Annotated in this window: 14 protein-coding genes; 6 read left to right on the forward strand and 8 right to left on the reverse strand. The window is 63.4% G+C overall.

Going from position 1 to position 22,073, the window contains the following annotated elements; all coding sequences use genetic code 11:
- Positions 1-26: 26 nt before the first annotated feature.
- The gene (locus tag AC1MLZ_RS20260; RefSeq protein WP_480961785.1) at positions 27-560 is read right to left on the reverse strand and encodes a hypothetical protein; all 534 of its coding nucleotides are present in this window, start codon (positions 558-560) and stop codon (positions 27-29) included.
- 369 nt (positions 561-929) lie between these two features.
- Between AC1MLZ_RS20260 and AC1MLZ_RS20265 the strand changes: the two genes are divergently transcribed.
- The gene (locus AC1MLZ_RS20265) at positions 930-2,120 is read left to right on the forward strand and encodes an ROK family protein (protein WP_480961786.1); all 1,191 of its coding nucleotides are present in this window, start codon (positions 930-932) and stop codon (positions 2,118-2,120) included.
- A 239-nt stretch (positions 2,121-2,359) separates the two neighbouring features.
- The gene (locus AC1MLZ_RS20270) at positions 2,360-2,734 is read left to right on the forward strand and encodes a hypothetical protein (protein WP_480961787.1); all 375 of its coding nucleotides are present in this window, start codon (positions 2,360-2,362) and stop codon (positions 2,732-2,734) included.
- On the opposite strand, the gene AC1MLZ_RS20275 is transcribed toward AC1MLZ_RS20270, so the two are convergent.
- Together AC1MLZ_RS20275 and AC1MLZ_RS20280 are read right to left on the reverse strand one after the other, a co-directional pair.
- On the reverse strand, positions 2,731-3,918 hold the full coding sequence (locus AC1MLZ_RS20275) for a cupin-like domain-containing protein (RefSeq protein ID WP_480961788.1): 1,188 nt from the start codon (positions 3,916-3,918) through the stop codon (positions 2,731-2,733). The two genes, AC1MLZ_RS20270 and AC1MLZ_RS20275, sit on opposite strands and share 4 nt — an antisense overlap.
- Before the next feature lie 10 nt (positions 3,919-3,928).
- Positions 3,929-7,438 (reverse strand): TonB-dependent receptor, encoded by a 3,510-nt coding sequence (locus AC1MLZ_RS20280; protein WP_480961789.1) that lies wholly within the window; start codon positions 7,436-7,438, stop codon positions 3,929-3,931.
- Positions 7,439-7,619: 181 nt separating this feature from the next.
- Between AC1MLZ_RS20280 and AC1MLZ_RS20285 the strand changes: the two genes are divergently transcribed.
- From AC1MLZ_RS20285 to AC1MLZ_RS20295, 3 genes are read left to right on the forward strand one after another with little or no spacing between them, the layout of a single operon-like run.
- Positions 7,620-9,146, forward strand: coding sequence for a tryptophan halogenase family protein (locus AC1MLZ_RS20285; protein WP_480961790.1), 1,527 nt, complete (start codon positions 7,620-7,622; stop codon positions 9,144-9,146).
- Entirely contained in the window at positions 9,143-10,624 is a 1,482-nt protein-coding gene (locus tag AC1MLZ_RS20290; protein ID WP_480961791.1) for a tryptophan 7-halogenase, read from the forward strand. Before AC1MLZ_RS20285 ends, AC1MLZ_RS20290 begins: the two co-directional genes overlap by 4 nt.
- Positions 10,621-12,147: a tryptophan halogenase family protein gene (locus AC1MLZ_RS20295; protein ID WP_480961792.1), complete on the forward strand. Its 1,527-nt coding sequence runs from the start codon at positions 10,621-10,623 to the stop codon at positions 12,145-12,147. The genes AC1MLZ_RS20290 and AC1MLZ_RS20295 overlap by 4 nt, the downstream gene beginning before the upstream one ends.
- On the opposite strand, the gene AC1MLZ_RS20300 is transcribed toward AC1MLZ_RS20295, so the two are convergent.
- From AC1MLZ_RS20300 to AC1MLZ_RS20320, 5 genes are all read right to left on the reverse strand, one after another.
- Positions 12,144-13,487: a glycoside hydrolase 5 family protein gene (locus AC1MLZ_RS20300; protein ID WP_480961793.1), complete on the reverse strand. Its 1,344-nt coding sequence runs from the start codon at positions 13,485-13,487 to the stop codon at positions 12,144-12,146. The genes AC1MLZ_RS20295 and AC1MLZ_RS20300 overlap by 4 nt on opposite strands.
- A gap of 43 nt (positions 13,488-13,530) precedes the next feature.
- Positions 13,531-14,337, reverse strand: coding sequence for a polysaccharide deacetylase family protein (locus AC1MLZ_RS20305; protein ID WP_480961794.1), 807 nt, complete (start codon positions 14,335-14,337; stop codon positions 13,531-13,533).
- Between the two features lie 352 nt (positions 14,338-14,689).
- On the reverse strand, positions 14,690-15,997 hold the full coding sequence (locus AC1MLZ_RS20310) for an ROK family transcriptional regulator (protein WP_480961795.1): 1,308 nt from the start codon (positions 15,995-15,997) through the stop codon (positions 14,690-14,692).
- Positions 15,990-17,561, reverse strand: coding sequence for a tryptophan halogenase family protein (locus tag AC1MLZ_RS20315; RefSeq protein WP_480961930.1), 1,572 nt, complete (start codon positions 17,559-17,561; stop codon positions 15,990-15,992). Before AC1MLZ_RS20315 ends, AC1MLZ_RS20310 begins: the two co-directional genes overlap by 8 nt.
- A gap of 85 nt (positions 17,562-17,646) precedes the next feature.
- Complete coding sequence (locus AC1MLZ_RS20320) at positions 17,647-20,721, reverse strand: TonB-dependent receptor (RefSeq protein ID WP_480961796.1); 3,075 nt, start codon at positions 20,719-20,721, stop codon at positions 17,647-17,649.
- 361 nt (positions 20,722-21,082) lie between these two features.
- Between AC1MLZ_RS20320 and AC1MLZ_RS20325 the strand changes: the two genes are divergently transcribed.
- A complete protein-coding gene (locus AC1MLZ_RS20325; protein ID WP_480961797.1) occupies positions 21,083-22,024 on the forward strand; it encodes an ROK family protein in 942 nt (313 codons plus the stop codon).
- The last annotated feature ends 49 nt before the right edge of the window (positions 22,025-22,073 follow it).

A 22,073-nucleotide genomic window follows, 5' to 3' on the forward strand; every position in this document is an offset into this window, starting at 1 on the left:
GCACTATCCGAAGGTATGGGTCCCGCTCATGTCGCATCGAGATCGATGACGAACACGGGACCCAGATCGATGACGGCCTTGGCGCCGGCGAGATGGACGACGACGGTGGCTGCATCGGCGGCCAAATCGGACGGTGCGACGCCCTTGACGTCGTACAGCTTCCACGCCGCTCTGACTTGGGCCGGTCCACTGGCGACGGTCGCATAGCCCGGCGCAGGGCCGATGACGCCGAAGAACGGGATCGGCGTCGTCGCGTCACCGATCAGTTTAGGCGCGCGGGCCCAAACCGCCACGACGATGCGGTGGCCCTTCACGATCGGCTTGCTCAGCGGGGAGACCGCCTGCACTGAGTAGTTTTCGGGGCCCTTCTCGTTAACCTGCACGCGCAGCGCCTGCCCGCCAACGACCCCGGAGTCCTTGATGCGCTTGGTGGTCTGCGCCGCTCCGCTGACGTTGTAGTTTAATCCCGGCTGGTTGATTGCTCTCTTCAGTATGTCGTCCTGCGCCGGCGCAGCGCTGGCTGCGAAAATACCCAAAGCGATCGAGATCGTACGTATCATTTTTCCCCTCCTCATCTTGCGCGTCGGCTTGCCCGACTACGCCGAAACGTTCACGCACCCGCTCAGCCGGAACATGCCGGACGCGGTGGTCAAAAGCCTAAGGCGACGCTTGGCACCCGCAATCAGCAGGCCCGCCATTCCGACTATGACGATAGGTTCGGCTAAGTACGCGCGTTGGCTTGATAAAGACGAACATGATTGCGCGAAATCTGACTAGACAGATGCAAATGTCAAATTGAATTATGTAGTCGCCGGGTTGCCGCCGAGGGGGAAATGCCGGTAGCGTGATGATATGATCATTTACGCAACGAGGGGCGTACCGGCGTGACAAAATCGCGGACCGAGCGCGATTCCCTAAACGCCGCCCCGATGGAGACCAAGGTCGCACGCCTCTCCCGCAGCCTTTCAGGAACAAATCTAGCGCGTGCTGGGGATTATAACCTTCGAACCGTCCTGCAGGCGGTGCGTCTGGCACCCGGTACGACCCGGATCGCGATATCGCAACAGACTGGACTGACCGCACCGACTATCGCCAACATAACTGGGCGTCTCGTCGACATGGGGCTCGTGCGTGTGACCGGGCGTACACAAGGAAATCGGGGCCAGCCGGCGATGCAGCTCGAAGTCGAGCCAGACGGCGCGTTCGCCATTGGATTAAACATTGATCGCGATCACCTAACCCTCGTAACGCTCGATCTCGCAGGAACAATCCGCAGCCGCGTCACCTGCGAAAAATCCTTTGCGCTGCCGGAGGACGTCTTAGGTTTCGTCCGGTCCAACCTTGAGCAGGCTATTCTGGACGGCGATATCAACCGATCGCGTATTCTGGGGATCGGTGTGGCCATTCCCGACGATCTCGGTCGCATACCGTTGCCGCATCGGCCCGCTGCCTACGATCGCTGGAACGACGTTGACCTGACGAAGATGCTCGCGGCCGAATGGCCTTGGCCGATCCACTGCGACAATGACGCGGCCGCCGCTGCCCTGGGCGAGGCCGAATATGGGACGGCGTACGACAACCCCAGCTTTTTCTACATCCTGATCAGTGCAGGACTCGGCGGCAGCGTTGTGATCGATCGAAGCTATCACCGCGGCGCCACCGCACGCTCCGGAGAACTGGGGCTCATGCCCGATCCGGAAGCCGGGGTCGGTGCGATCGTCCAGGATACGGTATCGCTGTCCGCTCTAAACGACAGGCTCGAGGCGGCGGGACACCCGATCGCGGGCGTCGATGAGCTGGAGCATCTAAATGCGGATGCGATGGGTGTCGTCGACGATTGGCTTGCTGACGCAGTGCGATCGCTGACCCAACCGTTGACGGCGGTGAACTGCCTGCTCAATCCTGATGCCGTCCTGATCGGCGGACGCCTGCCGATGGCGCTCATCGAACGGCTGGCGGACGAACTGACGCGGTCGATGAGCGCGTTGCCGTTACCGTCGCAGGCGAAGATCATGCCCGCGGTACTGGCCCGGGACGGACCTGCTGTCGGAGCGGCAATCCTTCCGTTCCTCGACGCGTTGCTGCCTTCGGACGCGATCCTGATCCAGGCGGGTCGGTGAACCCGCTCCCGTCCCGGATAGCATACGCGCTCATTTGCGCATCAAAGGGAGATATCAGGCGATGACGACCATGTTGGTGAACGTCTTGGACAGGGGATCAGCACGGCCGGGCGGCTCCTCGACAAGAACGTCTTGGTGATCACTCGGCATTCGGGGGTCATACGGATCACCCCGCTTCCCGACTGGAAAGGGCAGAGCGATCGGCGGGTCGCTGCAACGACTTCTCCAGGCGTAAAACTATGAACCGAAAGACCATGTTCGGCGCCATTGTTCTGGCGATTGCCGCTCCCGGTTCTGCGCAACGCATTCCGCCGCCTGCCACTACGTGCATCGATAGCGAGAGGATCGTTTCGCGACGCGCGCAGGTCCCTGACGCGATCGACTTCACGCTGACGAGGGGGAAGATCTATCGCAGTCGGATCGGTCCGTCGTGTGCGCATCTGGCCGAACTCGACCGGACGTACCTGCTCGTCCTGGAGGAACAGCAGGGTCGCAGAATATGCGGTGGCGACCGGTTCCGACTGATCGATGCCGTTGCAGCGCGATCAAGCGGCGGCGGTGGCTTCCCCTATTGCCGGTTCGGACCATTCGAACGTGTGACGCCGTCGCGCTAGCCGTTGTCCAGCATGCGCTTCAGAAAGCCGCGTATCGAGCGTGTACGTTGCGGCGACGGTGGACCCAACACGCCGCGCGCCGACGCCGGCAGGTGGTCGGCGACATGGGACGCACCTTCGTCGAACACGTAATAATCGAACCAGCTGCGAACCGCGGCGCGTTCAGCTGGCGGCAGGTCCCGAACTGCCAGGACGGCGTGCATCAGCGCGCCGAACGGAGAGACCTCCGGCTGCCCCCACCAGTAGTTGACCAGCACGTTCAGCGGACCGCTGGCCTTCACGTCGTGCCACCAGAACGCTGGAATGAACAGCGCGTCTCCCGGTTCGAGTTCGGCGACGACCATTGACTCCATCGCCTGCGCGAAGCGGGGATAGCGATCGAGGTCGGGTGCCTCGATGTCGACCATGCTGGTGGGTTGACCCGCGATCGTGTTCTCCAACGGTCCGACGTACAGGTTCGCCGTCTGGTCCGGGGGGAACAGCGCGAAACGCCTGGCCCCGGCGACGACGGCGGCGATGTTGTGCGAACCGTCATAGTGCGTCGACGCCCGGCTCGCATTGCCGATCCACAGGCGCGGCGTCGCATCGGCCAGTACGAACGGCAGCGGGTTGGCTTCCGCCCAGCCGGGATAGTTGTCGGGTGCGGAGGCAGATCCGGCGTACAGCGCGGGCGCGTTCGGATTGCCAGCTTCGGCCACGAGGGCATCGAGCAGCAATGGCAGCATGACCTGCGCATTCCTGAAATTGTAGCCGCTGTGGTCGTCGCTGTAGAAGAACCGACCGGCGACCTGCGGCGAAGCGGCGAACACCTTGGCGGGGCGTCCGCCATCGAAACGCCGGATGTAATCGGCGGTGGCCCGCGGCCCGTGTGACGAGGCGGCTACGGCTGGCCAATCCGAAACGAGACCACGCAGCACCACCGGGCGGTACGCGGGCACGATCTCGCTTTCAAAACGCGCGGGGGTCATGTGTTGGACCTCCTCGACACGGTTGGCACCCGCCAGAACGTCCATCGCCATCACCACCATCGCAATCGTCCTCGGTCCGTCGCTGCAATACCGGGCAGACCGCTGCGTGTCGACGATCGCGCCGTCCTCGTGCGACGTCTGCCGTTCGACGGTGCAGTGCCAATTACGCCGCCAGGCAATGTACCGGCATGAGCGATCCGCCGATGGACCGCCCATGCCGCGTGCATCAGTAGGTCAGGCGCACGCTGAACTGGAACTGCCGGTCGCTCTTGAACGCGGTCCGCGGTGCGGTCAGTCCATCCGCGTTCAACAGGAACCGGGTCTTCGTGGTCGCATCCAGGATGTTGTTTCCCTGGATACCGATCTTGAAGTTCTTGTTCACGGTGTAGAACAGCGACGCGTCGACCTGTCCGGTAGGCTCGCTGTATACGGGAAGGAACGGGAACAGTTCGTCACGGTTGTTCAGCAGGAACTTCGACCGCCAGCTATATGCAACGCGCGCGTAGATGCCATACTTGTCGTAGAAACCCGCCACGTTGAAGTTGTGCTTCGACAGCAGTGCCAGCGGCAGGTTGTTGTACAGACCCGTGATGTCGGTCGGTGGCTGGTTGCCATCGCCCTCGAACGGAGTCGGATCGCTAGAGGCCCGGAAGGCAGGCGGCGAGGTCTGGACGGTACCGGCGTCGATGTACGTGTAGGTCGCCTGCATACCCAGACCGCTCAAGGCGCCCGGTAGGAACTCGTAGGTCTGCTGATACGAGACTTCCGCACCCTTGACGTCGGTCGATCCCTCGGCGTTCGCCGGCCCCGTCAGAGCCAGATCGTAGCTCGACCCGTTGTTCGCGAACGTGCGGACGAAGCCGCTGTTGTTGACGATGACGTCGGTCAGCTTCTTGTAGAAGAGCGTACCAGTCAGCTGTCCGACCTTTGCGAAGTACCATTCCGCGGTGAAGTCGAACTGGTCGGCCTTGATGGGTTTCAGGTACGGGTTCGCCGCCCGGGCCTCGAACACGCCGTTCGAGCCGTTGAAGTTCAACGAGACGAAATTCCGCAGGTCGCCGAAGTTCGGCCGCGTGATCGCCTTCGAACCCGCGAAGCGGACCAGGAACTTCGGTGTGATGTCCAGGCGCAGATTCAGACTCGGCAACCAGTTGTCGAACTTGTTCACCGCGTTCTGCGCGACGGACTGCCCGTTCGCGAATGCGACTGCCGCACCTTGTTGCCCGGCAGTGACCCCTGGGCGGCACAGTGCGGGAACCTGCGAAGCGTTCGGAAGAGTGCCGTCGTCGCGAGGACCGGTCTGCTGCGCGCAATACGCGGCGAAACTGCCGAAACCGGACGGTAGTACCTGCGATGTCTGCGGGAAGTTCACCGCGCCGGCGGCGATGTCCTTGGTGTTGATGTACCGGAGACCGATGTTGCCGACGAGGCGCATTCCCGAGCTTCCGAAATCGGTTCCGAAATCGGCGCGGACGTAGGCCGCACGCGTCTCTTCGGAATTGTCGTAGATCTCGTTCGAGAAGAAATAGCCGTTGATCAGGTTCGGGTTCTGCGTCGTCCGACCGTTGACGACCGCACCGCCACGATCCTCGATCGGCGTGTAGCTGAAACCGTTGAGCGGATCGCGGACGCTGCGCAGAAGCGCGGTCAGCGCATCATGGTTGGTGATGACGGCATCGGACAGGAACAGGGCCGGCGGAACCGAAGAGCCGCCACGGAAGAAGTTGGGGAAGCTGGCCGCTTCCGTGCTGTTCGGCGAGGCGCCCAAGGGGACGGGTCCCTCGTCCGTCCAGGTCGCCGACAAGGAGCCCCAATTGTTGTAGTCGTTGGTCCGCACGGTCTGCGAGCGCTTCGACCAGCGGCCACCGGCACGTACGCCGCGCAGGAAGCTGTCGTCCGACATGTCGTACTGGATGTCGCCACGAAAGGCATATTCATGTCCGTCGTTGATCGCGCGATTGTTGTAGGAATCGTTGAAGAAGACGTTGTTCGGAGCGGTGAAGTACGTCGACGCGTCGAAGCCCGGCGTCACGAACGCGATCTGCGGAGTCTTGCCCGTCAGGTCCAGCGACAGGTTCGAGAACGTATAGCCGTCGACGATGTCGTCGATGCTGCGGGACTTGGCCTCGGTGTACTGACCGTCCAGGTTGATGTGAAGACGATCGGAAGGCGACCACTTCAGATTTAGCGCGAAGTCCTGGGTCTTGGTTCGGGTATCGTTGAAGCGGTTCGTCACGAACGTGTTGTTGCCGTTCGGATTCACGAACTGGCTGTAGTCGCAATAGGTGCTGGTGTAGGGGAAGCCGTTGTTCGGAATCACACAGGCCTGACTGGCAGGCACGTTATGCGCCTGACGGTTGTTGAGCCGCGTGATGGTACCGCTGGTGAACACGCCGTCATCGTCGAACGTGTAGTTGGTGCCTGCGAGCGGGAACGTCTGCCCGATGTCGTTGTAGTAGACCGAGGATTCGATGGATCGGTCGATCCACGACGTGCGCGACTCGGCGCGAAGATACTGCGCCGTCGCGAGGAAGCTGCGATCGGCGCTCTCGAACTGGCCGGACGCCGTGATGCTGTTGCGACGGGTGTTGAACCGCTGCGAACGTACGCCGCCACCGCTCGGAGTGTAGACGGTGTCGACCCCGGGAGGCGTCTGGAAACTGTCGCAGATGCGGATCGCGTAGGGCTGGCCGGCATTGATGATGCGGCCTTCGTTGGGGTTGTTGCCGTCGCAGGTTACGCCGTCGAACTGCGACCCCTGGAAATTGCCGTTGACCGCGTAGCCATCGACCCCGTCGGACGGCGCGTTGAAGCGCGGAAGGAACCCCGAGGTGAAGATCGAGTCTGCGCGGCTGTACTGCTGGAAGTAGCTGCCCCCGACGAGAAGACCGAAGCGACTGCCGCCGCTCGTATCCCACTGCTTGCTGAACAGGCCGACGACCGACGGCGCGGACCGCTCGGCCAGATCGCCATAGCTCGTTCCACCCGCCAGGTAGATCAGCGTATCCTTGCTGTCGAACGGCTTGCGCGTGTTGATGCTGACGGTGCCCGAGATGCCGCCTTCGATCATGTCGGCGGTCAGGTTCTTGAACACCTCAATCGATCCGGCGAGCTCGGCCGGAACGTCATTGTAGCCAATTTCGCGCCCCGCGCTGACCGCGAACGCGTCGCGGCCGTTGAACTCGCCACGCGAATAGGTGAGACCGCGGATCTGGACGCTCGATCCCTCCACGGAGAAGTGCTGCGCGTCTGCGGCGGACGCAAACCGCGTGATCGCCACACCCGGCACACGCTGCAGCGCTTCGTTGATCGAGCGATCGGGAAGTGCGCCGATGTCCTCCGCAGTGATCGCGTCGACGACGGTGTCGGCGTTGCGCTTGAGCGTCTGCGCATTAGCCAGGGACTGTCGGATGCCGGTGACGACGATGTCGTTGCCCTCGCCTTCCGCGGTTGCGGCAGGGGTGCTGATATCGGCCGGCGTCACCGACGACTGGTCGGTCTGGCCCTGAACTGCGATGTTGGTCGAGCCCGAGACGGGCTTCTTGACGCCGCTGCCAGCGGCGGACTGCCCGACGGTCGCCTGCTGTGCGACCTGAACGTCCATCTCGCCTGCCGTTCCGCTGGCCGACTGTGCCAGAGCCGCCTGCGAAGCGCACGTCAGCGCGATCACCGATGCGGTAAGCGCCAGACGTTGGATATTGCGGCCCTCGACCGCACGTACTGCAAAGCTCGACATCACCCCTTCAGTCCCCTCTTCCCGTCCGCCCCCCTACTTGGAGGGTCTGGGTCTTGTCCATTTAACAACGTCTTGGCTCTCCGCTACTGAAGCGTTAAGTCGGGCTCAAGAGAAATATCCCAACTTGAAATAATTAATGGGCGGGGTGGCAAGATTGCAACATCATGACAGCAGCGCGACGATGTTAGGCACTCGTGCCGAGCCGATCCGCGTCGTCGTGCTTGGTGGCGGCACGGCGGGCTGGATGACCGCGGCCGCGCTGGTCGGGCTCGTCGGATCCGCGTGCACGGTCGAGGTCGTCGAGTCGGCGGAGATCGGTGTCGTCGGCGTTGGCGAGGCGACGCTGCCGCACCTGCGTGCCTTCCTGAAGACGCTGGGCATCGTCGAAGCGGAGTTCATGGCAGCCACGCACGCGACCTACAAACTGGGCATTGAATTCCACGACTTCGCCAAGCTCGGCGATCGCTACGTACATCCCTTCGGCACGTTCGGACGACAGCTCGGAGGCGTCGACTTCCACCATTACTGGCTGCGACGACATCATCAGCCTTCCGCATTGCCGTCGAGTCGGACTCCCGCATTCCCGATCGGAGACTATTGCCTGGGCGTGGTAGCGGCGGAGCAGCGCCGGTTCGCCCATCCGGAGGGCGACGCGGACGATCCGACCGCCAGCTACGGCTACGCCTATCAGTTCGATGCCACCCGTTTCGCACCCTTTATGAGCGCATGGGCGCAGACCCGTGGTGTAAAACGAACCGAAGGGATCGTCACGACCGTCGAACGCGACGACGTCGGCGATGTCGCGGCGTTGGTGCTCGCCGACGGGCGCCACGTGGAAGGCGATCTGTTCATCGACTGCTCGGGCTTCCGGTCGCTGATGCTCGGGGGTACGATGGCCGAGCCCTGGGAGGACTGGTCACATTGGTTGCCTTGCGATCGCGCCGTCGCGGTGCCCAGCACAAGCCCGGACGGCCCGATCGAACCGTTCACGCAGGCGACGGCGATGCCCGCGGGGTGGCGGTGGCGGATCCCGCTGCGCCACCGCATCGGCAACGGCTATGTATATGCGAGCGGTTTTCTGGACGATGAGGGCGCACGGGACGCGTTGCTGGCGGCACTGGATACGCCACCACTGGCCGAACCGCGCCTGCTGCGCTTCAGCGCCGGCCGCCGTCGGCGCAGTTGGGTTGGCAACGTCGTTGCCATCGGGCTGGCCTCGGGCTTTCTCGAACCCCTGGAGTCCACCAGCATCCATCTGGTGCAGATGGCGATCACGCAGTTGATCGAGCGTTTCCCCGAGCGTGTCGTCGAGGCCATGGATCGCGACGGATTCAACGCCGCGGTCGATGCGGACTACGACCGGATCCGAGACTTCCTGATCCTGCACTATCACGCGACGACAAGGAACGATTCGCCCTTCTGGAACCACATGCGGACGATGCCGATACCGGACACTCTGGCCGATCGGATCGCCCTGTGGCGGCGCTCGGCGCACGTGCCGCGATATGGGTTCGGCCTTTTTCTCGAGCCGAGCTGGGTCGCCGTTCTGCTCGGCCAGGGCATCGTTCCCGAAAGCTGGGACCAGCGTGCCGATCTGTCCGACGGCGCCGCGCTGGATCGGGCGTTGGACGCGCTACGCCGTTCGATCGACGATCGGGTCGCAGCGATGCCCGATCATGCGGCCTACCTGCAGAGGGCGACGGCATGAGCGATGGAACCGGGTTGCGTTCCATCGCCGTCTTCGGTGGCGGCGTGACCGCGCTGGGGGCGGCGATCGCCTTCGCCCGCGCGCTGCCGCGCTCGACCGTGACGCTGGTGGCGATGCCGATCGAAGCCGCGGCGTTCGCTGATACCATGCCGACGGCGTGGCACGCCGTGCTGCCGATCCTCGATCGCCTGGGGATCGACGACCAGACGATGATCGCCACCGGCAACGCGATCCCCTTGCTTGCATGGCGGTTCGACGACTGGAGTCTGGACGGCCGTTCCTGGTCGACCGTCAACGGACCGCCGATACCCGTTCCCGGTCCCGGCGCCCTGCATCAGCGCTGGCTGGACGCGGCCCGTGCCGGCACGCCGCTCCCGTTCCACGCGTTGTTCCCGTCTGCGGTGCTCGCCGACAGCCGAGCGACGACGGTTCCCGACGGGGTCGAACACGGCTTGGCCTTCGATCAGGTCGCGTTCGGCACGGCCCTGGCCGTCGCCGCGCGCGATGCCGGAGTCCGCATGACGAGGTCAGCGATCGCTGAAGTGGACCGGGGCGACGACGGCAGCATCCGCTCCATCGATCTCATCGACGGTAGGCGGATGACGGCGGACCTGTTTATCGACGCCACTGGACCCGGTGCGCGGCTGGCAATCAGGAATGGCCGGGCTGTAACCGGCCGGGCCAAGGAGGCGCGGGTCGAATGGATCGGCGCGCTGCCGTGCGACAGGCTTCTCCTTCATCGTACGCCAGGCCCCGCCGCGTCGCTGATCGATGCCTACGGCAGCACGGACGCAGGCTGGTCTGTTCGCTGGTCCGATCCGCGGGGCCTGGTTCGTGCAGTCGGCTATCGTGCGGCGACCACCGACGAGGCTCACGTCCTCCGCCAATCAGCGGCCGAAGACCCCGGGTACCCTCCGATCGTCTTCGAGCCGGGCCGAAGCGGGCGAGGATGGACGAACAACGTCCTCGCGCTGGGCGATGCGAGTGTGCAACCGGGACCACTGGGTCGTGGTGGTTTCACGCTGGCACTGGCACAGCTCGACCTCGCCCTCGATCTCTTGCCGGATCGCATGATGGAGCCATTGTTGATCGCCGAATACAACCGCCGCGCTGCTGCTTGCGCGGATCGCATGTGTGATTTTCTCGCCGCGTTCTATTGGACCTTGCCGGATCGCGACGGCGTTCGATCAGCGCTGGACAGTGGCGGTCCGCCGCCAGCACTCGTGGCCACGCTCGCGCAGTTCGCACAGCGCGGCACGCTGCCGCACCATGACGACGAGAGCGTCAGCGCCGATGCCTGGCGCGCCGTGCTGCTCGGTCAGGGGATGCGGCCCAGGCGTCGCGATCCGGTCGCCGCGGCGGTTGATCCGTTAGAGACGCGGGCGTCGCTCGAAGCCGCGGCCGCGGCGCTGCGGAAGGCGGTCGATCGTCTTCCCACTGCGGCGGCGTCGAATGCGCGCCTGGCGGTGCGCCGATGACCGCCGGTCCCGTCAGGCGCGTGGTGATCGTCGGTGGTGGTACCGCGGGATGGATGATGGCAGCCGCCGCCGCGCGGTTTCTCGACGACGGTCAGCGGACGATCACGCTCATCGAATCGGATTCCATCGGGACGGTAGGCGTCGGCGAGGCGACGATCCCGCCGATCCTGGCCTTCAACCGCCTGCTGGGCATCAGCGAGGCCGACTTCCTGCGTGCCACCGGTGGCACCTTCAAGCTGGGGATCGAGTTCATCGGGTGGGATACCGGTGACGATCGATATTTTCATCCGTTCGGTACGCATGGCCGCCCATTCGAAGGGCTGAACTTCCACCAGATATGGCTGAAGCTGCAGGGTCGTCAGGGGATCGGGGGGATCGGAGACTATGCCATGTCCGGTGTCGCCGCCGCGCACGATCGCTATGCCCCGCCCTCTCCCGACGCGCGATCACCGCAGTCCGGTCTCGCTCATGCCTATCATTTCGATGCCGGTCGCTACGCCGCCTTCCTGCGCGAACGTGCCGAGGCGCAGGGCGTCGTGCGGATCGAGGGCCGTATCGCGACCGTGGACCACGACGGGACGACCGGTCACGTCGCCGCTCTCCGCCTCGACGACGGTCGTGCATTGCAGGGCGATCTGTTCATCGACTGCTCGGGGTTCCGCAGCCTGTTGCTGGGCGGAACGATGGACGTACCGTTCGAGGACTGGTCGCACTGGCTACCCTGCAACAGCGCCATCGCCGTCCCGACGGCCCGTACCGAGCCGATCCACCCCTTCACGCGCTCGACCGCACGACCGGCGGGCTGGCAGTGGCGCATTCCGCTCCAGCACCGCACCGGCAACGGCTACGTCTATGCGAGCCGGTTCACGAGTGACGCGGACGCTGAGGCGCTGCTGCTGGCGAACCTCGACGCGCCGCCCGTCGCGCCACCGCGGCGGCTGCGCTTCACCGCCGGACGGCGCATACGGCTGTGGGAGGGCAACGTCGTAGGTCTGGGCCTTGCGGGCGGTTTTCTCGAGCCATTGGAGTCGACCAGCATCCACCTGATCCAGGAGGGGATCTCGAAGCTCTTCGGCCTGTTTCCCGATCGTCGCTTCACTTCGGTGGAACGCGACGAATACAATCGCCACATGGGCAACGCCTACGTCGGGATCCGCGACTTCATCATCCTGCACTATCACGCTACGCGGCGCCGCGACTCCGCCTTCTGGCGGCACGTCGGCACGATGACGGTGCCGGACAGCCTTGCCGCGAAGATCGCCCTCTTCCGCGAGAAGGGTCGCGTCTTCCGCTATGACGACGAGCTGTTCGCGATCCCCAGCTGGGTGGCGGTGATGCTTGGACAGAACATCATGCCGACAGGCTACGACCCCATCGTCGATGCCCTCGACGAAGACCGCCTGGCGGTGACCCTGCGTCAGATGCGCGCGGCCAACCTGGCGACCGCGCGCGCGATGCCCACCCATGCCGCCACGCTGGCGGCGCTGGGGGCGCGCCAGGTCGGTGACGTCGTGACTGCCTAGACGTTCAATTGACCGGCGTGCGTGCGGATCGCCGCCTGCGTGCCGGCATCGCTGTCGAACACGCCGTACCAGCCCTGTGGCTCGTGCGGCGGATCACCCATGTAGGCGAGGTCGCCGCGCTGGAACCGGTGGTCCGCATGCTGCGACCGCGCCTCGCCGTTCCAGGCCCAGAAGTTCGACCCGGCGAGTGGTCCGCCGGCGGCGACGTCCGCTTCGATCGCGTTATAGATCTGGCTGTAGAAGCGGTCCTTGTACGTCGTTCCGATCGACGGAGCGAACGCATCAGCGCCGTCGCGCGGATACCCGAACTCCTCGATGACGAGTGGCTTCTCGAGGCGTCGAGCCAGGCGCACGTGACTGGCGATGTAGTCGGCGACTTTTGCTGCGCCACCATCATAGGTCCCAGCCAGATCGCCCGCCTTCATCCAACTCCAGTTGTTCGGCCAGATGTGCGTCGTGACATAGTCGATCGCCGACGAGCGATGTGCATCCAGCACGACGTCCTCCCGCTCGATCGATCCCTTCAGCCCCTCCGATCCGGTGCAGACCAGATGATTGGCGTCGAGCGTCTTGATGTAGCGCGCGGTGCCGTCGATCCAATGATAGAATGCGGGGAGGTTTGGTACAGCGACCGCATCGGACCCGCCGGGGCGCGGTTCGTTGGCCAGCTGCCACGCCATGATCGTAGGATCGGTGGCGTATGGCTGTTCGGTCACCGTGTTCGTCCGGGAAACGACGGCGCGGATGTAGTTGCGATACAGCGTCTGGGCGGCCGCATTGGTGTAGAACGCCGCATTCCTGTCGGGAAACTCCGGCCAGGGATGCGCGGGATCGTTCATGTTGATGAAGCGCCCACCATTCACCCAGTAGAGGTAGGTCATCATCCCACCTGACCATTCCCAGAAGTTGGTCAGGTAGATGACTGCTGTCATGTCCCGCTTCGCCATTTCCGCAAGCGTCCAGTCGAGGCCCGTCAGAAGCGCTTCGTCGTAGACGGCCCCCTTGTCGCGGAACGCGGGCGTTATCGAATTCTTGAGCGGGGACAGTTCGGCCGAACCGAGGATGCGCAGATTGCGGACGCCCAGTGCTTGCAGACGGTCGAGTTCGCGCGTCAGCCGCGCCCTTCCGCCGGGCGCTGCCGCGCTGCCCAGCCACGCGGCATACCAGATGTTCGCCCCGACAAAGCGATACGGCTTGCCGTGGCGGCGCAGTTGCATCCCGTCGACGCCGACGATCGCGGGATTCAACCGACGCGTTGGCCGCGGCACACGCGTGCTCGCCACGCTCTGGGTTGCGGTCAGTGCCATGCCGGCGGCGATTAAGGTGCGGCGGTTGAGCATTGCTCTGTCCTTGCTTTGGAGATGATTGGGGCCGTCGGGGCCATCATGGTGGACCCGGATGGGCTTTAGCCCAATCCATGGCATTCTGGAGCGTGGTCACCCAGATCGCGGAGCGTTGTGCCTTCAACCAGTCCAGCAACGCGCGGTGGTCGGATGCCGGCACACGCAGATTGTCGCCCCCGACGCCATGGAACAGATATACCGCCATCCCCCCGCCGGCCTGAGCCTGTTGGGCGAAGTCGATGAGTTGGGCGGCCGTGGTTCCCTCGCCGAACCCACGTGCCGGGACATGCATGGGATCGAGACGGCCGACATCGGCCTTCAGATCATCCGCGCTTTCTGAAACACCGCGCGCATAAGTGACCAAGCCCGAACGGCGTAGCGGCTCCAGATAATCGGCACCGCCGGCCGATGTCTGTCCGCACGGCGTAGCGAAACCATGACGTTCGCGACCGTCGATCGCGGTCAACAGCACGTTCTGCTGCTCGATCTCTCTCAGCATGGTCGACGGATTGTACGCTTCGCTCGTGAAACGCGGTTCGGCGGGGAAGCTCGCCGCCGAACAGGGATGGAAGATCGTATGGTTGGCCAACTCGTTTTCCCTGGCCGCGACCGCACGCCAACGGGGGACATCCACCTTCCGCACGCCCGACAGGAAGAACGTCGCCGTGAGCCCGGTCTCATCCAGCGCCGGGACGACCGTATCGAGTTGGGACTGCAGGGCATCGTCATATGTCAGCACGACGACCGAGCGCGTACCGTTCGGCCAAGCCGTCCGCGCGGTGGCCGGCTGGTCAACGACCACCGCGCTGATCAGCACCGCGGCCATCGCGAGGAACATTCTCGTCATGAGCGGCTTCTCCATAGGTCGCACCTTGCTCCGGAGACGCACGGGCCGATCATGCTGGTGGATCTCCCGGCATCGCGTACGCCGGACCGGTCGCTCCGGTCTGCCGCGAAGATCCGGCACTTCCATACGTCGTCGAAGCCCCCGCGGTCGATGATCGCAGGGACGCGGACGCGGGTCCCGACTGCGCGTTTTTCACGGGCACCGTGTTCTATGTTCGCGAGCCGCCCAGGAATGTCGCTGATCGCTGGGCCACGATCGACCGGGCAGGGTCTGCGCACGAATGAGGAGCCGACTGTCGGCATCGAACTTCGCGGCAGCGATCTTGTCGTAGCCGATTCTGTTCCGGTCGGAATCATGGATCTACTTTCTTCATGCGGGCCGGGACGGCATCGAGTAGGGGTGTCTGGACCGACGTGCGACGCTTCAGGAGGACAGCATCGGACGGCAGTATCCGATCGAGCAACGGCAGGATCGCTGCGCCGATCGCCGGCGCATCGCGCGACAGGCTGGCTCGTACGATCGGTGCGACGCCTGTCCTTTTCGGAAAAGCCGCCACGAGCTTGCGGTGCGCCGCAGCGGCAAGGCGGTCCAGAACGTCAATCGGCAGTCGCCCGGCGATAAGCACCGCCGCCGGATCAAGCAGACGGTCTACGGCGGTCAACGCGGGCACGAGAGCGTCCGAGGCGTCCTCCAGCCACGTAGCGACGTGCGGCTCGTACTGTGGGGGGAATGCTCGCGTCGGCTCTGAGAATGCTACGGCGAATCCTGCACTCTCCAGTCGGGTCGACAACGCAGACGACGACACGACGTCCCGCAATACCCTGGCCGGATCGGTACCGAGCGGCACGCAGCCGAGTCCTCCGCTGCGTGCGTTCGCGCCGCGACGATAGGTACCGTCGATCACCATCCCGCCGCCGAGCTCCTCGCCGACGTGAACGTAGAAGAAGCTCGCGCGATTGTGTCCGTCACCGAACTGAGCCTCGCCGATCGCCGCTGCAGCGGCATCGTCTTCGATGTGGATCGACCAGGGGGCGATGAACGCCAGCATCATCCGAATATCGACTTTGCCCCAGTTGTCGTAACCCTGCGAGCGGTGCGGCGGATCGCCGCATCTCAAATCGCCGCGCACCGCGACGCCCATCCCGAGGACCCGGCTCAAGCGGATCGCATCGGCTCGCTTGATTCGATCGATGCCTTCCTTGACGACACTCACGACGTCATCGGGTGATGCGGATGCGAACCGTCGGGTGAATCGGGAACGTACCGTACCGGCCAGATCGAGCGATACCATTGTGACATGGTCGCGATCGACGTTGAGGCCGATGGCGTAGCCTCCGTCCGGGTTGATCCGGAGGCGCATCGCCGGCTGTCCCAAGCGGCCCAGGCGCTGCCCGGACTCGATCACCAAGTCCCTCGCCAACAATCGTGTCACGATGCCGGCGATCGTCGCGGACGACAGGTTGGTCATCGCCGCGACCTCGTTTCGCGTGATGTCGGGATTGCGGCGAATGATCTGCGTCACGACGCGCTGGTTGTAGTCCCCTGCCCGTTCCAGATTGGTCCCCGACAGACTTGCTCCGAACCTGACGGCGCGATCGTCCGAAGCGACGCTGCTCTTGGTCGACCTCGGGAAAACGGTGAGATTGGACGGCCTATGCATCAGCGGCGCGACTCGCCCACCGGAATGCGGGAACAGCAGATGCGGGGGCAAAGGACTTCAGAAACGTCTCGTGCGGTTCGGCGAGCGCGATGGCGTCACGTATCGAACCCTTCATCCGTTCGAACGCTGCCTCGAGATCGGATACGGAGAAGTGATCCGCCAGCGGGTCATGCGCAGCGGCATCAATGCCAAATCCGGCATACATGGAGAGCCAACTTGGGTCCTGAAACGATTCCCATTCATAGCGCACGAGGTGTCCACGAGCCTTGAACAATTTCAGCTTGCGCTCCAGCTGCTCTGGGAGCGCGGTGCCTCGGCAGCGATCCCACATCGGCTCACCCTGCCGACCATTGGCAAAATAGTGCAGGACCAGGAAATCGCGGATCCGCGCATATTCGAGGCCCGTGGTCCGATTATACTCATCCGCCAGCGCCGGATCAAAACTCCTATCAGGCAACAAGGCGAGTAACTTCTCCAAGCCGGTCTGGATGAGCGTGATGCTGGTCGATTCCAACGGTTCCATGAACCCTGCGGCGAGCCCGAGTGCGACGCAGTTCCCTTGCCAGAAGGCGGTCCGACGACCGGTACGGAAACGAATCATGTTCGGCTCGGCCAGCGCTTCTCCTTCGAGCCTGCCTTTCAGAGTCGCGACGGCCTCGTCATCCGAAATGTGGCGGCTCGCATAGACATAGCCGTTGCCGACCCGGTGCTGCAGCGGAATGCGCCATTGCCATCCGGCAGCCAGAGCCGTGCTGCGGGTGTATGGGGTGAGCGGTCCCGCCCGTTCGCACGGCATCGCGACTGCGCGATCGCACGGAAGCAGGTTCGTCCAATCCTCGTACGGTACGCCGAGTGCATCGCCGAGCAATAGCGATCTAAAGCCCGAACAATCGATGAGAAGGTCGCCAGCGATCGTCTTGCCACACTGCGTATCGACACTGGAGATGAATCCCGTGGCTTGATCGACGAGAACATCGGTGATCGTGCCGTCGATGTGCTTGACGCCCCATTCGCCCGCCTTTTTTGCCAAAAACTTGGCAAACAGGCCTGCATCGAAATGTACGGCCCAGTCGAAGAACAGCAGGTCATGCACCGGACTGTCGGTCGGTCGCATGAAGAGGTTACGCTCGGCAAGCGCGGTTGCGAGACAGAAGTCGGACAGCGGCGTCGTTCGCCCAGCCGCGTTCAGCTTGCGCCAGTAATGGTGGAACGCCACCCCGCGCGATCGCATCCCGTACAGGCCAAATGGATGGAAGAATCGTTCACCCTCGCGCTTCCAGTCGACGAACTCGATCCCGAGCTTCACCGTGCCCTGCGCAGCCGCCATGACCTCCTGCTCGGTGACGCTGATTTCTCGAAAGAAATCCCGGATACCTGGGACGGTCGCTTCGCCCACCCCCACCGTGCGGATATCGCTGGATTCGACGACCGTGATGGTCACGGGCTGACGATCGAGCCTGCGCGCGAGGAGCGTCGCTGCCATCCACCCCGCAGTGCCGCCGCCCACAATCACGATCGAACGCAGCGGTCCTGAGCCACGCGTTGATCCTGCTGCGTCCGTCATACTCATCTCCTCATCCACTGCGTCCGGACGCAAACGCCCGCCATCCCATGTATAGGATGACGGGCGCCAGCAGTGTCACCGCGGATCAGAACTTGAAGCGGGCACCCGCCATGAACCTGCGCTCGTAGATGTTATTGTAGGCCTTCTCGTCCGGGAACGTGAGATAGTACTTCTCATACTCGCCGGTCAGGTTTGACCCTTGCGCATACAGCGTCAGGTTTTGCGTGAAATCGTAGCTGATCGAAGCGTCGATGTAGTTCGTAGGCTGCTGATAGAGTTCGAGGCCTCGGATGCCACCGAAATCCTGCTGGACCGCGCGCTTCGATCTGTAGTTCCAGGCGACGCGTGCTTGGAAATGATCGTCCTGGTAGAAACCCGCGAGGTTCGTCTGGATCTTCGAATTATCCTGGAACGGGATGGAGTCGCCCTTCAGATCAACTGCACCCGAATCTGATGGGGAGTAGGTGATGTTCGCGTCGATGCCGAAGTTGGAGAGGACCGTCGGGATGAAACCGAAGTCGTTGAACGCGAGTTTGGCACCCGCTTCGACACCCTTGAGCGTACCGCCGTCGCCCTGAACCGGGGTGCTGATCGACACGGTCCGGTTGCGGACCACGCCGTCGTTGTCCGGCAGGTCGGTCCGCACGATGTTGCCGGACTGGATGAAGCTGGCGACGTCGATGTAGAAGGCGCCGAGGCTCAACAGGCTGCTGCGCCCGATGTAGTATTCCAGCGAGCCTTCGACGTTCGTGGCGCGCCAGGGATCAAGTTGTGGGTTGCCGTTCGAGCTACCGCCGGTGACGCGGAACACGGGCGATCCCGGGTTGCTCGTGTCGATCGCGTAATTCGGATTGAGGCCACCACCCCACTGGTTGAGATCGAGGAGCGTCATCGTCTTGGAATAGGCGACGCGCAGCTTCAGGTTGTCGGCGAAGCTGAACGCCACGTTGAATGCCGGCAGGAAGTCGGTGAAGCTCCGCTTGGTCTCGACCGTGCCGTTGACCGTGTTGGCGACGCCATAGGGGCGCGGCGAACCGGTGACGAACTGGGTGATGTCGAGCTTGGTGTTGATGACCTTGAGGCCGGCGTTGCCGGATACCGGAATGCCGAACACGTCGCCCTTGACGTTGAGCTGTGCATAGCCCGAGATCTGCTTCACCCCGACGTTGAACGACGCACCCGGGTTCTGGATTTCGACGTTGCCCGGGTAGAAGCTGTTCTGGAACGCCAGCGCGTTGTCCATGACCTTGGGATCGAGCACGTAGATCGGCGGCAGCCCGGCCCCCGGCAGGTTGAACTGCTTGACCTGGCCGTTGAAGATCGGGTCGCTGGCCTTGCGGACCACGCCCGACGTATAGGGCCTAAAGCCTGGGGTATCGAACGTGCCCGAACCTGCGTAGCAGGACTTATCGCTCAAAGGCACATCGAACGCCTTCCACTTAACGAGGCAACCGCCCGGCTGCGACGCTTGCCCTGCATACAGCGGTGCCGCCCGATCGAACTCGAAGTCGTCGACCGAGCGCTCGCTGTACCTACCTCCGGCGCTCAAGCTGACACTGTCGTTGGCCTCGTACGAAACATCACCGCGAATGATCTTCAGGTCGCCCTTGCGGCGATAGTTACCCTCCGAAGACGTGGTCTTCATCGTGTAGCTGTCGATGTTGCCAAGCCTTGTTGTCAGCGCCGATGGCAGGGTAAACACAGGCTGGTTACCGGTGAAATCGACCGTCGCCGGCAACGATGCCGTACCGGCGATCGTGTTGACCGCATAACCACCCGGATTGAACGCCACGTCGCCGGTCGGATAATGACCGATCCCGCCCGGTTGCCACTGTGCGCCGTTCGATGGGCTGAACTGCAGATAGCTCTGATCGTAGTTCGAGTAGGCCTTGCCGTATACACCGCGCAGGCTGGCTTTGAACCGGCCGCCATTGTCGTACTTCAACTCGGCATTGTAGTTCTGCGACTGAGACTTAAACTTGTCATTCTGTGCGTAGGAATCGAAATTACCCAAGTCGTAGTTATAGACCTGGGTCGTGTTAAGATCATAATCTCGCGTTACGCCGCCATTGCTAAGCGACACGGTCGACCCCGTGTTGCGCGACTGGCCTGGTACGAATTCACCGGCCTGCCAGTTGACGTTTTGCATCTGGATGCCGGCGGTGCGATCATTCTCGTTCTGCCGGGTGAAAAACGCATCTGCGTTCAGCGTCAGGGCGTCGCTGATCTCCCACTGAGCCGAGGCGTTGATGCCGATCCGCTCACGCTGGTTGACCTTGTCCCAGGCGGTGAAGCCCTGAGGAACGATGAATGCATCGTTCGCGTCGCCGTCGCCATTCACGTCGCGACCGGTTCCTACGATCGTCCCCTTGGGACGATTTGCGGGTGAGAAGCCGTTGCTGAGGTTGACGTCGCCAGTCGGGTTGGCCGCGGTATTGAACTGCTCGTTGTGCAGCGCGGCCCCGTAGCCTTCCTGGATCCCGTTGTGAGAGTTCGAAAGATGCAGGTTCGAATACGCGCCCGAGACGAGGAACCCGAACTTCTCGCCGCGGAAGCCGAACAGCCCGTTCAGGTTCGGATCGAACTCCTTAGTCTTGTCGCCGTAAGCGCCCTCGGCAGCGGCAGCGACAGTGAAGCCCTTCTTCAGATCGAACGGACGGCGTGTGCGCAGGTTTACCGTGCCGGTGATGCCCGCGTTGAGCAGATCGGCCGTGCTCGACTTGATGACGTCCGCGCCCGCGAACAGCTGCGACGGGATGTCGTTGAAGTTCGGCTGGATCGTCGTAATCGACTGTGCGCCAAGATACGCTTCCCCGTTAAGAAGCGTCGTCACCTGCGGCAGGCCACGGATGTTGATCGCGGCGCCCTCACCGGCGTCACGGCGGATCTGCACACCCGGAATGCGCTGAAGAGAGTCCGAGATCGTAACGTCGGGCAGTTTGCCGATATCTTCGGCCGAAATGGAGTCGGTGACCGACGCCGCGTCGCGCTTGAGGTTGACGGCGCGTTGCTGCGATCCGCGGATGCCGGTGACAACGATGTCCTGCGTTTCGGCAGCTGCATCGCTCGCGGGAGCGGTCGGATTCTGTGTTTCGCTGGCCTGATCCGCAGCCGCGGCGGACGGCGATGCGGCCTGATCGGTAGGCGCGTTCTGAAGCACCCCCTGGGTCGTTGACGTTTGTTGAGCGACTGCCGTCCCACTGGTCACCAGCGCAGTCACAGAGGCCGCAACCATCAGCATATTCTTGGAACGTACACACAACATTCGACCGTCTCCCTCAGCACCCGAAATCGCCAAACTGGCGAACGTTTTAGCATGCTAAGATCAAGTCGATCGGCGTCTCGACGCCCCACCCTCTCCTGCCTGCCAGTCGCAACTTACCGTTGTCTCGACATGGGCGTTCTAGTCTTCCCTGTGATATCGTCAATAACAAAATCAATTTGCGTTTTTAGTGATCACTGGCATGGATGGATGATGACGATCGGGTAGCGATCGCAAGAGTGAAGAGAGGAAGAATGTTTTGCAGAACGGTATTGCTGCTCTCGCGATCGAGCCGGATTTGGCAACCATACCGGCTCTAGGTATCGATTTCGGCGGCACGAAAATCGAGGCCGTCTTGCTCGGCCCAGACGGCGAAACGCTTTGGCAGCAGCGGGTTCCTAATCCTGGGACGTATGATAGCGCGGTAGCCGCGATCGCCGACTTCGTTGTTGCAGCCGATGTCGCGGGGGGCACGGCGTGTACTGTAGGCATCGGCGCGCCCGGATCGCCGTCGCCGCGTACCGGCGTGATGCGCAACAGCAACTCGCTGTACCTAAACGGCCGATCGTTCGGCGACGACCTCACCGCGGTTCTTGGCCGTCCGGTACGGCTAGTCAACGACGCGAACTGCCTGGCGCTGTCCGAGGCCACCGATGGCGCCGCAGCCGGCGCGCGCAGCGTGTTCGCACTCGTGATCGGCACAGGAGTTGGTGGCGGCATCGCGCTGTCTGGTGCGTGTCTTGACGGCGCGCACGGCATTGCGGGCGAGATCGGGCATTTACCATTACCCTGGCCGAGCAGCGGCGAGCTTTCCCCACCGAAATGCTGGTGCGGCCTGACGGGCTGCATTGAAAGCTGGGTCTCCGGCACAGGGTTTGCTCGCGCCGCAAAGGCCGACCACGGTCCGTCGCTCAGCGCGCCTGAGATTATTGCAGCGGCCCGCGCTGGCGACCACGCCGCTCGTGCTGCGCTGGATGCGTACATCGATCGGCTGGGGCGCGTACTGGCCATGGTTGCCAACCTGCTCGACCCCGAGGTCTTCGTATTGGGCGGAGGCATGTCGAACGTCTCCGAAATCTACGCAGATCTTCCTGCCATCGTCCGTCGCTATGCCTTTTCGGATCTATGGGAAGGTCGCATCGTACCGGCGCGCTGGGGCGACGCATCCGGCGTGCGCGGCGCGGCACGACTGTGGGCCTAAGACGACTGACCGATACAGGTCGGCCACGACAAACGTTGAAAACCAACCG

The sequence above is a fragment of the Sphingomonas sp. PEI4 genome, from assembly GCF_056679955.1.

Coding starts and splice junctions, on each gene's coding strand:
- AC1MLZ_RS20280 (WP_480961789.1), bottom strand. CDS start 7,438: ATGTCGAGCTTTGCAGTACGTGCGGTCGAGGGCCGCAATATCCAACGT.
- AC1MLZ_RS20300 (WP_480961793.1), bottom strand. CDS start 13,487: ATGCTCAACCGCCGCACCTTAATCGCCGCCGGCATGGCACTGACCGCA.
- AC1MLZ_RS20315 (WP_480961930.1), bottom strand. CDS start 17,561: ATGACGGACGCAGCAGGATCAACGCGTGGCTCAGGACCGCTGCGTTCG.
- AC1MLZ_RS20305 (WP_480961794.1), bottom strand. CDS start 14,337: ATGACGAGAATGTTCCTCGCGATGGCCGCGGTGCTGATCAGCGCGGTG.
- AC1MLZ_RS20290 (WP_480961791.1), top strand. CDS start 9,143: ATGAGCGATGGAACCGGGTTGCGTTCCATCGCCGTCTTCGGTGGCGGC.
- AC1MLZ_RS20295 (WP_480961792.1), top strand. CDS start 10,621: ATGACCGCCGGTCCCGTCAGGCGCGTGGTGATCGTCGGTGGTGGTACC.
- AC1MLZ_RS20265 (WP_480961786.1), top strand. CDS start 930: ATGGAGACCAAGGTCGCACGCCTCTCCCGCAGCCTTTCAGGAACAAAT.
- AC1MLZ_RS20310 (WP_480961795.1), bottom strand. CDS start 15,997: ATGCATAGGCCGTCCAATCTCACCGTTTTCCCGAGGTCGACCAAGAGC.
- AC1MLZ_RS20270 (WP_480961787.1), top strand. CDS start 2,360: ATGAACCGAAAGACCATGTTCGGCGCCATTGTTCTGGCGATTGCCGCT.
- AC1MLZ_RS20285 (WP_480961790.1), top strand. CDS start 7,620: ATGTTAGGCACTCGTGCCGAGCCGATCCGCGTCGTCGTGCTTGGTGGC.
- AC1MLZ_RS20275 (WP_480961788.1), bottom strand. CDS start 3,918: ATGGGCGGTCCATCGGCGGATCGCTCATGCCGGTACATTGCCTGGCGG.
- AC1MLZ_RS20260 (WP_480961785.1), bottom strand. CDS start 560: ATGATACGTACGATCTCGATCGCTTTGGGTATTTTCGCAGCCAGCGCT.